Annotated in this window: 14 protein-coding genes and 1 tRNA gene; 5 read left to right on the plus strand and 10 right to left on the minus strand. The window is 31.8% G+C overall.

All coding sequences use genetic code 11. The features are described from left to right. Window positions 1-50: 50 nt before the first annotated feature. From MHI13_RS09235 to MHI13_RS09265, 7 genes are all read right to left on the minus strand, one after another. Complete coding sequence (locus MHI13_RS09235) at window positions 51-521, minus strand: hypothetical protein (protein ID WP_017175901.1); 471 nt, start codon at window positions 519-521, stop codon at window positions 51-53. Between the two features lie 173 nt (window positions 522-694). Then, window positions 695-1999, minus strand: coding sequence for a surface-displayed alpha-enolase (eno, locus tag MHI13_RS09240; RefSeq protein ID WP_002448208.1), 1305 nt, complete (start codon window positions 1997-1999; stop codon window positions 695-697). 131 nt (window positions 2000-2130) lie between these two features. Next, window positions 2131-3648 carry a 2,3-bisphosphoglycerate-independent phosphoglycerate mutase gene (gene gpmI / locus MHI13_RS09245; protein ID WP_070548415.1) on the minus strand — a complete coding sequence of 506 codons (1518 nt, stop codon included), beginning with the start codon at window positions 3646-3648 and terminating at the stop codon, window positions 2131-2133. Between the two features lie 2 nt (window positions 3649-3650). Beyond that, the gene (gene tpiA / locus MHI13_RS09250) at window positions 3651-4412 is read right to left on the minus strand and encodes a triose-phosphate isomerase (protein ID WP_070548417.1); all 762 of its coding nucleotides are present in this window, start codon (window positions 4410-4412) and stop codon (window positions 3651-3653) included. Window positions 4413-4523: 111 nt separating this feature from the next. Continuing rightward, window positions 4524-5714 (minus strand): phosphoglycerate kinase, encoded by a 1191-nt coding sequence (locus MHI13_RS09255; protein ID WP_017175905.1) that lies wholly within the window; start codon window positions 5712-5714, stop codon window positions 4524-4526. Between the two features lie 145 nt (window positions 5715-5859). After that, complete coding sequence (gene gap / locus MHI13_RS09260) at window positions 5860-6867, minus strand: type I glyceraldehyde-3-phosphate dehydrogenase (RefSeq protein ID WP_017175906.1); 1008 nt, start codon at window positions 6865-6867, stop codon at window positions 5860-5862. A gap of 46 nt (window positions 6868-6913) precedes the next feature. Further along, on the minus strand, window positions 6914-7933 hold the full coding sequence (locus MHI13_RS09265; protein WP_048683224.1) for a sugar-binding transcriptional regulator: 1020 nt from the start codon (window positions 7931-7933) through the stop codon (window positions 6914-6916). Window positions 7934-8199: 266 nt separating this feature from the next. On the opposite strand from MHI13_RS09265, the gene MHI13_RS09270 reads away from it, so the two are divergent. Next, window positions 8200-8427 (plus strand): hypothetical protein, encoded by a 228-nt coding sequence (locus tag MHI13_RS09270; protein ID WP_049382072.1) that lies wholly within the window; start codon window positions 8200-8202, stop codon window positions 8425-8427. Between the two features lie 52 nt (window positions 8428-8479). Here MHI13_RS09270 and MHI13_RS09275 read toward each other — a convergent pair whose 3' ends face one another. After that, entirely contained in the window at window positions 8480-9244 is a 765-nt protein-coding gene (locus MHI13_RS09275) for a DUF4887 domain-containing protein (RefSeq protein WP_054105332.1), read from the minus strand. A 187-nt stretch (window positions 9245-9431) separates the two neighbouring features. Here MHI13_RS09275 and MHI13_RS09280 point away from each other — a divergent pair, with 187 nt between their 5' ends. From MHI13_RS09280 to MHI13_RS09290, 3 genes are all read left to right on the plus strand, one after another. Next, window positions 9432-9602, plus strand: a complete 171-nt coding sequence (locus MHI13_RS09280) for a hypothetical protein (RefSeq protein WP_167805761.1) — start codon at window positions 9432-9434, stop codon at window positions 9600-9602. 275 nt (window positions 9603-9877) lie between these two features. Continuing rightward, entirely contained in the window at window positions 9878-10777 is a 900-nt protein-coding gene (locus MHI13_RS09285; RefSeq protein ID WP_054105331.1) for a TIGR01777 family oxidoreductase, read from the plus strand. A gap of 17 nt (window positions 10778-10794) precedes the next feature. Next, window positions 10795-10977 carry a hypothetical protein gene (locus tag MHI13_RS09290; RefSeq protein WP_048683232.1) on the plus strand — a complete coding sequence of 61 codons (183 nt, stop codon included), beginning with the start codon at window positions 10795-10797 and terminating at the stop codon, window positions 10975-10977. 51 nt (window positions 10978-11028) lie between these two features. On the opposite strand, the gene clpP is transcribed toward MHI13_RS09290, so the two are convergent. Next, entirely contained in the window at window positions 11029-11616 is a 588-nt protein-coding gene (gene clpP / locus MHI13_RS09295; protein WP_017175911.1) for an ATP-dependent Clp endopeptidase proteolytic subunit ClpP, read from the minus strand. Between the two features lie 177 nt (window positions 11617-11793). Between clpP and MHI13_RS09300 the strand changes: the two genes are divergently transcribed. Next, a tRNA-Arg gene (locus tag MHI13_RS09300) sits at window positions 11794-11865 on the plus strand. A 68-nt stretch (window positions 11866-11933) separates the two neighbouring features. On the opposite strand, the gene whiA is transcribed toward MHI13_RS09300, so the two are convergent. Then, window positions 11934-12878, minus strand: a complete 945-nt coding sequence (whiA, locus tag MHI13_RS09305) for a DNA-binding protein WhiA (protein WP_049419775.1) — start codon at window positions 12876-12878, stop codon at window positions 11934-11936. Window positions 12879-12887 lie beyond the last annotated feature (9 nt).

Here is a 12887-nt window from a genome sequence, read left to right on the forward strand (position 1 = left end):
CATTATATACGTTCCGAATTATAACATATTCTTAATATAGTTATCAAATACTATCGATTAAATGTACTTTTACGTACAATTGAAATAATTAACATATATATTGCTAATATTGCTGAACCAATCACGACGATTAAAATAGGTAAAATAAATAAAACCGATTTTGTTTCAATAATAGCATTTAACACCATTGTTAAGTTGACAAGTGTAAATAATACATTTGATACATATACGGCAAACATAAACCACCAAAGATATTTATGTCGATTCCATAAAGCAATCACTCCAGCTAAATATGCAAGAATATACATAATACCTGTATATCTAAAACTATTTAAAATATTATCTACTGCACTGCTTGACGCTTTTTGATGTGCTAGTGTTAACAGTGTTTTAGCAGTGCGAGCATCTAAAGCAATAAAATTATGGATAATTAATAATATACAAAATACAAGCGAACTATATCCAATCAATTGACCAGTAATACGTTCTCTTTTATTTGACTGATTAAGTTGTTGATCCATCTTCAATTCTCCTTCTTTCAATTACAGGATTATTATATCAGTTTCATCAATGAAGTTAAATCTTACACTTCTATACTATTATTTAAAATTTTATATTAAAAAAAGCCTGTCATAGTCTCAACTCTATGACAGGCAAACGCGTGAACTCTATTGATTTTAGTATAGTGCTAAAATTATTTATCTAAATTGTAGAAAGATTTAATTCCGTCAAATTTTGCTGTTTCAAATAATTCATCTTCAATACGTAGTAATTGATTATATTTCGCAATACGATCTGTTCTTGATAATGAACCAGTTTTAATTTGACCAGCATTTGTTGCTACTGCGATATCAGCAATTGTTGTATCTTCAGTTTCACCAGAACGGTGAGATACTACTGCAGTGTAACCAGCTTTTTGAGCCATTTCAATAGCATCAAATGTTTCAGTTAATGTACCAATTTGGTTTACTTTGATTAAGATTGAGTTACCAATACCTTGTTCAATACCTCTAGAAAGAATTTCAGTATTAGTTACGAATAAATCGTCACCTACTAATTGAACTTTATCACCGATACGATCAGTTAATTGTTTCCAACCGTCCCAGTCATTTTCATCCATACCATCTTCAATTGTAATGATTGGATATTTACTAATTAATTCTTCTAAGTAGTCAACTTGTTCAGCTGCGCTACGTTTCGCACCATGTTCACCTTCGAATTTAGTGTAGTCATATACACCATTTTCATAGAATTCAGATGAAGCACAGTCAAATCCTAAGAATACATCTTCGCCTGGTTTGTAACCAGCTTTTTCAATCGCTTTAATGATTGTTTCAACTGCATCTTCAGTACCGTCAAATCTTGGAGCGAAACCACCTTCGTCACCTACAGCAGTTTCTAATCCACGTTCACTTAAAATTGATTTTAAGTTATGGAAAATTTCAGCACCCCAACGTAATGCTTCTTTAAATGATTCAGCACCAGTTGGTAAAATCATAAATTCTTGGAATGCAATTGGTGCATCTGAGTGAGAACCACCGTTAACAATATTCATCATTGGGACTGGTAATTGTTTACCGTTAAATCCACCGAAATATTTGTATAATGGTTGACCTAATAAGTCAGCTGCTGCGCGTGCAACGGCAATAGATACACCTAAAATAGCGTTTGCACCTAATTTACCTTTGTTAGGTGTTCCGTCTAATTGAATCATCATTTTATCAATTGATACTTGATCTAAAACTGAAAATTCACCTTCAACGATTTCTGGAGCGATAATTTCGTTTACATTTTCAACAGCTTTTGTAACGCCTTTACCGCTATAACGTGATTTATCTCCATCACGTAATTCAACTGCTTCGTGTTCACCAGTAGAAGCACCTGAAGGTACTAAAGCACGACCAAAAGCACCACTTTCAGTTAATACTTCAACTTCAACTGTTGGGTTACCACGTGAGTCTAATACTTCGCGAGCATAAACATCTGTAATAATTGGCATAATAAATAATCTCCTTTAAATTTAGATTCCTTAATTATTATAACTATTTTTTGTTATTTAATAAAATATTTATACTAAGATGACTTAATATTAAAGAATAATATTAAATCATCTTATCATTTACAGTTTTACTAATGCTTAATTAAAGATTCACCTGTCATGTCTGACGGTTGTTCAACATTTAATAAGTCTAGTAATGTAGGTGCTAAGTCACCTAAACGACCAGTTTCACGTAATGTTACATCTTCTTTAGTAACAATTACCGGAACTGGGTTTGTAGTATGAGTAGTCATAGGTTGATCATCATCAGTTAAAACTTGATCTGAGTTACCATGATCAGCTGTAATAATTGCATAGCCATTCATATCTAAAATTTTATCAACCACTTCACCTAAACATTCATCTACTGCTTTAATTGCTTTGATGGTTGGTTCAAGCATACCACTATGACCTACCATGTCAGGGTTAGCAAAGTTTAAAATAATTAAATCTAAATCACCTTTGTCTAACTCTTCTAACAATGTATCTTTAACTTCGTATGCACTCATTTCAGGTTTTAAATCATACGTAGCAACTTTAGGTGAATCGATTAAGCGACGACGTTCACCTTCAAATTCTTCATTACGTCCCCCACTCATGAAATAAGTAACATGTGGGTATTTTTCAGTTTCTGCAATACGTAATTGTTTTAAATTATTATTTTGAGCAACTTCACCAATTGTATTCGTTAAATCAACTTTTTCAAATACGACTTCTGCATCAACATTATCATTGTATTTAGTAAACGTTGCATAGAATAAATCATTTACACGCTCAACTTTAAAGCCGTCAAATGCTTTATTTGTAAATATTTCAGATAATTGTGCTGCTCTATCAGGACGGAAATTGAAGAAGATAACAGCATCACCATCTTGAACACCTTCATTTTGTCCTTCAACTATGAAAGGTTCAACAAATTCATCTGTAACATCATTTGCATAATTCGCTTCTACACCTTCTTTAGCGTTCGCATAAGAAGGTCCTTCGAAATTGCGAATAGCATTATAAGCTTTTTCTTCACGATCCCAACGTTTATCACGGTCCATTGCGTAATAACGACCTGAAATTGATGCGAATTGACCTACACCAAGTTCTTTGAATTTAGCTTCTGTTTCTTCAATATATTTAATTGCTGATTTTTGATCTACATCACGACCATCTAAAAATGCATGTACATACACTTTATCTAAACCTTTTTGTTTAGCAAGTTCTAATAATGCAAATAAATGTTTGTAATGACTGTGAACACCGCCATCTGAAAGTAAACCAAATACATGTAATGCTGAATCGTGATCTTTAACGTGTTGAGCTGCTTTACCTAACACTTCATTTTCGTAGAAATCACCATCTTCAATGGATTTATTAATACGAGTTAAACTTTGATAGACAATACGGCCTGCACCTATATTCATATGACCTACTTCAGAGTTACCCATTTGACCTTCAGGAAGACCAACATCTAAACCACTTGCTTCAATTTGAGTCGTAGGATATTTGTTGTAATAACGATCAAAATTTGGTTTATGCGCTTGTTTTACTGCATTACCATGTTCACTTTCACGGTTAGCAAAACCGTCTAAAATAATTAATGCTGTTGGTTGTTTAGCCATAATTATTTAGCACCTTCTAACAATTGTACAAAATCATCTACTTTAAGTGATGCGCCACCAACTAATGCACCATCGATATCTGATTGAGCCATATATTCTTTAACATTATTTGGTTTCACACTACCACCATATTGAATACGAGTCGCATCAGCTACATCTTGACTAGACACGTCTGCTACTGTTTTACGTACTTGTGCACACATTTCATTTGCATCTTCTGAAGTAGCTGATTTACCAGTACCGATTGCCCAAATTGGTTCATAAGCAATAACAACTTCTTTAAGTTGATCTTCTGACAAGCCTTTTACTGCTTCTTTTACTTGGTTGCTTACTACTTCGTTAGCTTTGCCATTTTCTCTTTCTTCATCTGTTTCACCAACACAAATAATTGGTGTCATTCCATGATTAAATACTGCATGTGCTTTTTTATTTACATCTTCATCTGTTTCATGGAATAATTCACGACGTTCTGAATGTCCAATAACGACATATTTAACACCTAAATCAGCTAATGCTACTGGAGAAGTTTCTCCTGTATATGCACCATAATCTTCAAAATAAGTGTTTTGAGCACCAATTTTTAATCCTTTTGCTTTGCCATCATTCACTAGAGAGATTAATGCATCTAATTGAATTGTTGGCGCACAAATTACTGATTCAACTTCCTTTTCATCAGGTAATGTAGGTAAATTGTTTACAAAGTCTTTAGCTTCTTGAACTGTTTTATTCATTTTCCAGTTACCAGCTATGATTGGTTTTCTCATTATTGACACTCCTATTATTAATAAATTTAAACTTAATTATAAATATTTACGTTCTTTTATTGTTTTCCCATGAAAATCATAAAAGAAACATTTTTATTATTCAAATAAATATTATTTATCGTTAATTGCTTTGATACCAGGTAATTCTTTACCTTCAAGGTATTCTAATGAAGCACCGCCACCAGTTGAAATATGAGTGAAATCATCTTCAAATCCTAGTGAAATTGCAGCCGCTGCTGAATCACCGCCGCCGATAATTGTGATTGCATCTTCTAAGTTAGCAATTGCTTTACATACACCGATTGTACCTTTAGCAAAATTACTAAATTCAAATACACCCATAGGTCCGTTCCATACTACTGTGTGAGCACCTTGTAATTCTTTAGTAAATAACTCGATTGTTTTTGGTCCAATATCCATTGCTTCTTGATCACTTGGAATTTCATCAATAGACACTTCAGTGATTTTAGCATCATTTGAAAATTCTTTAGCTACTTTACAATCAACAGGTAATACAATTTGATCGCCATTTTTTTCTAAAAGTTCTTTAGCAAAGTCAATTTTATCTTCTTCTAATAAAGATAGACCAATTTCTTTACCTTGTGCTTTTAAAAATGTATATGCCATACCGCCACCAATAATGATTTTATCAGCGATATTCACTAAATTTTTAATAACACCAATTTTGTCAGATACTTTAGCACCACCTAAAATAGCCACAACTGGTTTATGTGGATCATTTACCACACCACCGATAAATTTAATTTCTTTTTCCATTAGGTAGCCTGCAGCTGTTTCTAGATGAGTAGAAATACCAACATTTGAAGCATGTTCACGGTGTGCAGTACCAAATGCATCATTTACAAACACATCACCTAATGATGCCCAATACTTACCTAATTCAGGATCATTTTTAGATTCTTTTTTACCATCTAAATCTTCAAAACGAGTATTTTCAACTAATAATACATCGCCTTCATTTAAATTTTTAATTGCAGATTCTAATTTTTCACCGCGTGTTTCTGGAATAAACACAACTTCTTTGCCTAATTTTTCAGTTAATGAATCCGCTACTGGTTTTAAAGTTAACTCTTTTTTATCACTTTCTTCTTTAACTTTACCTAAATGAGAGAATAATACTAATTTACCGCCTTGTTCTAAAATATATTTAATTGTTGGTAAAGCTTGAACAATACGGTTATCATTTGTAATTTCACCGTTTTTTAAAGGTACATTAAAATCAGCACGTTCAAGTACAACTTTCCCTTTTAAGTCTAAATCAGAAACAATTTTTTTTGCCATTATAATTTCCTCCTTTAAATAGGAATTATTAATATAAAAATAAGCGGAGAAGCGTTAGTGCTCCCCGCTTACTCATAAGCTAACTTCATTCAACATTTTATATAAGTGTACTGAGCACAAGTTTTTATTAAACTAGGCTACGAAATTATTTAGTTAATTCAGCTAAATATTCTAAAGTACGTACTAATTGAGAAGTATAAGACATTTCGTTGTCATACCAAGCAGCTACTTTAACTAATTGTTTGTCGCCAACTGAGATGACACGAGTTTGAGTTGCATCGAATAATGAACCAAAGTTCATACCAACAATATCTGATGATACGATTTCATCTTCAGTGTAACCGAATGATTCGTCAGCAGCATTTTTCATTGCTTTGTTAACATCTTCAACTGTTACTTCTTTTTCTAATACAACTGTTACTTCAGTTAATGAACCAGTAGCTACTGGTACACGTTGTGCTCCACCATCTAATTTACCATCGATTTCAGGAATTACTTTACCGATAGCTTTAGCTGCACCTGTTGAGTTAGGTACGATGTTTTGTGCTGCTGCACGTGCACGACGTTTGTCACCTTTTTTGTGTGGACCATCTTGAGTCATTTGGTCGCCAGTGTAAGCGTGAATAGTTGTCATTAAACCTTCAACAATACCAAATTCGTCATTTAAAACTTTAGCAACTGGTGCTAATGAGTTTGTAGTACATGAAGCACCTGATACTACTGTTTCAGATCCGTCTAAATCTTTGTGGTTTGTGTTAAATACGATAGTTTTAACATCACCTTTAGCTGGAGCAGAAATTAATACTTTTTTAGCTCCTGCATTAATGTGTGCTTCAGCTTTTTCTTTTTCTGTATAGAAACCAGTACATTCTAATACTACGTCGATATCTAAATCGCCCCATGGTAATTTACTTGCATCTGGTTCTTCAAAAGATTTAACTTCTTTACCATTTACACGGAAACCACCTTCAACAACTTCTACGTCTCCGTTAAAGCGACCTTGCATAGTGTCATATTTTAATAAATGAGCTAACATTTCGTCGTCTGTTAAGTCGTTTACTGCAACTACTTCAATACCTTCTACGTCTTGAATTCTTCTGAATGCTAAACGACCAATTCTACCAAAACCATTAATTGCTACTTTTACTGCCATTATAATGGCCTCCTTTAAAATGATATTTAAAAAGTTAAATAACTTTTTATTCCTTATTTAGTATTACTTTAGCTGCTGCTTCATCAGTAATTAATATTGTATTTTTGGGAGCAATACTGAGATATGCTTTGATAGCTTCTCCCTTAGACATGCCGCCAGCAACAGCATATATAAATTCTTTGCTTTCTAAATCTTCAAGTTGTAATCCAATAGTTTTTACTTTTTGAACTACATGACCTTGAGCGTCAAAATAATATCCGAAAGCTTCTCCGACGGCTTGATGATGTTGAAGTCTTTCAATCACCTCATCAGATGATTGTCTACGATGCGCCATCTTCAGCGCATCACCAATACCGTGTATTGTTATATTTGCTTGTTTAATCTTTTCTAATGTGTGCACAACTGATGGTTCCATCAGTAATGTATTATATGTTGATTCGCTTACATTATCTGGTACATATAGGGTAGTATAATACCCACCACTTTGTTGTGCCATACTTGCTGCAATTGTATTTGCTTGATAAACCATATTTTCACCAAGACCACCACGTGCCGGAACAAAAAACACATTAAATGGTAATAAATGCATTGCTCGGCTAACATTAGCCATTGTTGATCCGCCTGTCACTGATACAATTGCATCTTCATACAATATATCTTCTAGTAAATGACCTGCTTGTCTACCCATCTCAGACTTAACTTCTTCATGCATGTCAGCATTTCCAGGTATGACATATACTTCTTTAACTCCAAAGTTGGACTTAATATGTTTAGCATAATGATTATCATCTTTATACACTTTAAAGTAATCACTTAATTGATTAAGTACTTTTGTACCTTCCTCGGTGATTTCCATACCAGTTGATTTTACTTGTATAAGATTTTGCTTTTTTAATATGTCTGTTTCTGTTCTTAAGACTCTTTCTGTAATATCCATATGTTCGCTTAAACTTCTACGCCCAACAGGTTCATTATTTGAAATTGTCGTTAAGATAGAGAAACGTCGATACATTTTATCAACTAAGTCAGGAACCAACTTTTGTTGTAGTTTAATCAGGTCTTTCACTACTACCTTCCTCCTATTTTTCTCAAAAGGTAATCGAGAGTTAGAGGGGGTTTGACTTTTTTTGTCCCGGGTGGGACAAAATTCAACCTCTTTACAATTGCAATACTACTATTGTCGTTATAAAAAAGCAAGCGAAAACCCTTATTATTTTAAATAATCTGTTAAATATTTAAAATAGGGTATAGTAAATGCAATAGAGTTAACTTTATAGGTTTTTCAAAAATGATGAATTATAATTGAAAATTAACTAGATAGGAGGAATCACTTTGAAATATAAAGACAATAAGGATGTAGAAGTTTTAGATCCTTCTGATAATAGATATAAAGATGATGACTATTTTAAAAGAGAACAAGAATATCGAGATATGTCTGAACATCACAATACAATACGATATCACTATGGTTGTGGTTGTCCTTTTGGTTGTTTCTCTTCCATTTTTATATCGATTGTTCTTTCAATTATCTTAACGTTCTTGCTCAACTGGATATTTTAAAAAAACCTAGAGATACACACATGGTAAAATGTGTATATACCTAGGTCTTTTTTTATTCTTCGTTTGAAGATCTCTGAGATTGTTGGGTATTACTTTTTGATTCTGAATTTGTTGAACTAGATGATTGTGTTTTAGGCTCGGCAGTAGATGGTTGCGTCGTTGATTTTTGTGTTTGTGATGATTGATTTGTATTAGCTCGTTCTTGTGTAGTAGTTGTGTCATTGTTACTTGAATTATGTTGTGATGTTTCAGTTGAAGCATTAGAACGAGAAGATCGACTTGACTGAGTGCTTTCAGTTGATTTATTTGTTTCTTCTTGCGTTGCTTTTTCTTGAGTTTGTGAGTTTTCTTTTTGTTGAGTACTTTGAATTTGATTTGTACTAGGTTGTTTTGTAGGTGTTTCTTTAGAAGATTGTTGTGTTTGTGCTGTTTTACCTTGATTAGTAGGTTGTACTCTTATTGAATTACTTTGCTTATTAGAATAGTTATCAGTGACATTTGGATTTTTTACGTTATCTAATTTATTTTCCTTACTATTATTTGTATTGTTTTCACTTGTTGTATTTTCTTGCGTACTTTCTTCGTTCTTTTTATCACTTTCAGTATCTTTATCTTTCTTATGTTTATGTTCTTCCGTTGATTGATTATTTAAACGTTCATTGACTCTGTTTGAATTATCTACAAAAGAAAAAACTGCAAACACTAATCCACCAAGTAATAGAAGCACAATAAGTGTACTAATTATTTTAGAAATACCACTCATTTTTTTCTTTTCATGTGCTTCATAGTCTTTAAGATTTCTATTTTTTTTTGACATGGACTCCCTCACTTCTTAATTATCTATTCATCCTTTAATATAGCAATCTATTTTACGTTATTTCCTTTTAAAAAAATAAAAAAACACTTAAGTACATATATAAATGAAATACTCATTCAATTATATATGATAACATCATATATAAATAACTACACTATCAATATAAAGTAAATTTTGGAGTGACAAAATGAAAAAAGATACTTTTAACACATTATTTAAAAATCCTTCAAGCAATAAAATTAAATCTATGATGTTAAGTAATGATGATTTTGATGAAAGTAAAAATTCAAAATTTGATATATTTATTGGCATTTTAGTTCCTATAATCATATTATTCTTAATCTTATTTATAAAGTAATATAATAGAAACTTGAAAGAGAATAGAAAGAAATTAAAATGACTTTTGTTTTGTATATTATTATATTAAAGGTGTAAACATACTTTTTAAATATTCTACTATTCTCTATGGCAAAGCTATACTTATATTATAGCTAAATTTAGGTAAATTTAATGACCGTATTTTCTAAAGTTAATGACATATTATTGAATAAATCTTGAATGCTTTTTGAGCATCTTTCTCTACATTGTCATTAAAAAAATTTATTTTCTTTATAAAAAATGAGGTGTTAGTAAATGAAACAATTTTTAATTACTGGTGGAACTGGAATGGTAGGTAGTCACTTAGTAAATGAAATAAAAAAAAGAGAGGCTCATATTACAATTTTAACTCGTAGTGATAAACAAAGTGATGAGCCTAAGATTACGTATGTTAACTGGTCTAAAAAAGGATGGGAAAATCAAGTGCCAGATATTGATGTAGTTATTAATTTAGCAGGCGCTACATTAAATAAACGTTGGACACCCTCTTACAAACAAATGATTATGACAAGTCGTATTCAATCGACTGAATCTTTAGTTCATTTATTTGAGCAACGTCAACATAAACCTGAAGTGCTTTTTAATGCAAGCGCTATGGGTTATTATCCTCCAAGTTTATATCGAACTTATACAGAACAATATCAAACACTTCCTTTTGATTTCCTGTCAGATGTCGTTTATCAATGGGAACGATTTGCTCGTCGTTTCGAAAATTTTGGTACACGTGTTGTATTAGGAAGATTTAGTATGATTTTGTCTTCTGAAGGTGGCGCACTTCAAACGATGAAACTACCATATAAATTCTACGTAGGCGGTAAATTAGGTTCTGGACATCAATGGTATTCTTGGATTCACATAGATGACTTAGTGCGTGCGATTTTATTTACAATTGACGAATCAAATGCAAAAGGTCCATTTAATATGGCTTCTCCAATTCCTGAACGTCAAAATTTATTTGGTTATACGCTTGGACGTACGATGCATAAACCACATGAAACGTGGGTGCCATCATTAATTATGCGTGCTGTACTAGGAGAAATGTCGACAGTAGTTCTCGATACTCAAAAAGTCTTACCTAATAAATTAGAAGCATTAGGGTTTAATTTTAGGTATAATAATTTAAAAGTTGCACTTGAAGACTTAATTAACGAATAGTAATTGGAGATTTAGTGATGAATGACAACAAGTTAACGTATATCTTACTACTTATCGCTAGTATATTTTTAATTTTAAATGGTGTCTTTGCTTTCGAAAAGAGTATCATTATGGTACTTTTATCTTTTTTCTTTATTATTATAGGATTATTATTAGGGTTTGTAGCTATACAATATTTATTAAAAACTAAAAAACCATAAAAAAGGAAGAGCATCAATGCTCTTCCTTTTTTACATATTAAACAATTCTATTTACATATCTTCAGGTTGCATTACGTGATCAATTAAACCATATTCTTTTGCTTCATCAGCAGTTAAGAAGTTATCACGATCAGTATCTTTTTGAATTCTTTCAATACTTTGACCTGTACGTTCAGCTAAAATACGATTTAATTTTTCACGTGTTTTTAAGATATGGTTAGCAGCAATTTCAATTTCTGTCGCTTGACCTTGAGCGCCACCTAATGGTTGATGAATCATAACTTCAGCGTTTGGTAAGGCAAAACGTTTACCTTTTGTACCAGCTGCTAATAAGAATGATCCCATTGACGCAGCCATACCAATACAAATTGTTTGTACATCTGGTTTAATGTGTTGAATTGTATCGTAAATAGCAAATCCTGCTGTTACACTACCACCTGGAGAATTAATGTATAAATAAATATCTTTTTCAGAATCTTGAGCTTGTAAGAATAATAATTGTGATACAATTGAATTTGCAACATTATCATCAATTGCTGAGCCTAACATAATAATGCGGTCTTTTAATAGACGAGAATAAATATCATATGCGCGTTCACCGCGATTTGTTGTTTCAATAACTGTAGGAATTAAATTCATTATATTTCCTCCTTGTAATTAACTGTTATATTTATTTTACAACAAAAGTCAAAAATGGTCAAAAAGAATACTTTTACTTTTATTTGACGTTGCTTTTTATAATTTTATACACTATTCATATATTCAAATTGTACTGTTAATTATATATTTAGTACAGAAATTAGTTTTTATATTATACTCCTCGTAGTGTAATGGATAGCACGTAAGATTCCGGTTCTTAAGATAGAGGTTCGATTCCTCTCGAGGGGGCTATTATTAAGAAATAGAATGAAACGTTATATTAATGTTTCATCCTATTTCTTAAAACACATTTTATTTTATAATTCGACTTTTTCTCCATTTCTAATTTTATCAGCGAGTTCATTTAATTTTCGTAAGCGATGATTTACTCCTGATTTAGAAATAGGCCCATTTGATATCATTTCTCCTAATTCTTTCAAAGAAATTTCTTGATGTTCTACTCGTAATTTTGCAATCTCTCTTAAACGATCAGGTAAATTATCTAAACCTATTTCTTCATCAATTAATTGAATGCTTTGTACTTGTTTCATAGCTGCACTCACAGTTTTATTTAAATTAGCTGTTTCACAATTTACTAATCTATTGACAGAGTTTCTCATATCTCTCACTATTCTTACATCTTCAAATTTTAATAGTGCTTGGTACCCCCCTATCAAACTTAAAAACTCAGAAATTTTCTCCGCTTCTTTCAAATAAGAAATACTTCCTTTTTTTCGTTCTAAATGCTTAGCATTCAGTCCATAACTGTTCATTAGTTTAGTTAATCCCTCAGCATGTCCTTCATATTGAGAAAAAATTTCTAAATGGTAGGAAGAGGTTTCTGGATTATTTACTGATCCACCCGCTAAAAATGCCCCTCTTAAATAGCTTCTACGCATTTCATCATCTTTAATCATACTCGCATCAATGTCATGAACGAAAATACCATTTTTTAAAATACCTAATTTATCAAGTATTTCTTTAGCACGTACTTTAGTTCGACAAATGTAGATATTATTCTTTTTTAATTTCATTTTTTTTCGTACTAAAATTTCTACTTCGACATTAAAAATACGCTTAATTAATGAATATATTCTTCGAGCCGTAGTCGCATTTTCAGTTTGAACATTAATTACAAATTGTTGATTAGATAAACTGAGTGCACCGTTCATCCGAATCAAAGCGCTAAGTTCAGCTTTAGCATTACTTTCATCGACTTCAATGCGGGTCAATTCATTTTTCATATCTGATGCAAAACTCATTGATGCTCC

This window comes from Staphylococcus sp. FSL K6-0223, assembly GCF_038008285.1.

Excerpts from the sequence above, each read along its gene's own strand:
- MHI13_RS09235 (WP_017175901.1), bottom strand. The coding sequence starts at position 521 with ATGGATCAACAACTTAATCAGTCAAATAAAAGAGAACGTATTACTGGT.
- eno (WP_002448208.1), bottom strand. The coding sequence starts at position 1,999 with ATGCCAATTATTACAGATGTTTATGCTCGCGAAGTATTAGACTCACGT.
- gpmI (WP_070548415.1), bottom strand. The coding sequence starts at position 3,648 with ATGGCTAAACAACCAACAGCATTAATTATTTTAGACGGTTTTGCTAAC.
- tpiA (WP_070548417.1), bottom strand. The coding sequence starts at position 4,412 with ATGAGAAAACCAATCATAGCTGGTAACTGGAAAATGAATAAAACAGTT.
- MHI13_RS09255 (WP_017175905.1), bottom strand. The coding sequence starts at position 5,714 with ATGGCAAAAAAAATTGTTTCTGATTTAGACTTAAAAGGGAAAGTTGTA.
- gap (WP_017175906.1), bottom strand. The coding sequence starts at position 6,867 with ATGGCAGTAAAAGTAGCAATTAATGGTTTTGGTAGAATTGGTCGTTTA.
- MHI13_RS09275 (WP_054105332.1), bottom strand. The coding sequence starts at position 9,244 with ATGTCAAAAAAAAATAGAAATCTTAAAGACTATGAAGCACATGAAAAG.
- MHI13_RS09280 (WP_167805761.1), top strand. The coding sequence starts at position 9,432 with ATGAAAAAAGATACTTTTAACACATTATTTAAAAATCCTTCAAGCAAT.
- MHI13_RS09285 (WP_054105331.1), top strand. The coding sequence starts at position 9,878 with ATGAAACAATTTTTAATTACTGGTGGAACTGGAATGGTAGGTAGTCAC.
- MHI13_RS09290 (WP_048683232.1), top strand. The coding sequence starts at position 10,795 with ATGAATGACAACAAGTTAACGTATATCTTACTACTTATCGCTAGTATA.
- clpP (WP_017175911.1), bottom strand. The coding sequence starts at position 11,616 with ATGAATTTAATTCCTACAGTTATTGAAACAACAAATCGCGGTGAACGC.
- whiA (WP_049419775.1), bottom strand. The coding sequence starts at position 12,878 with ATGAGTTTTGCATCAGATATGAAAAATGAATTGACCCGCATTGAAGTC.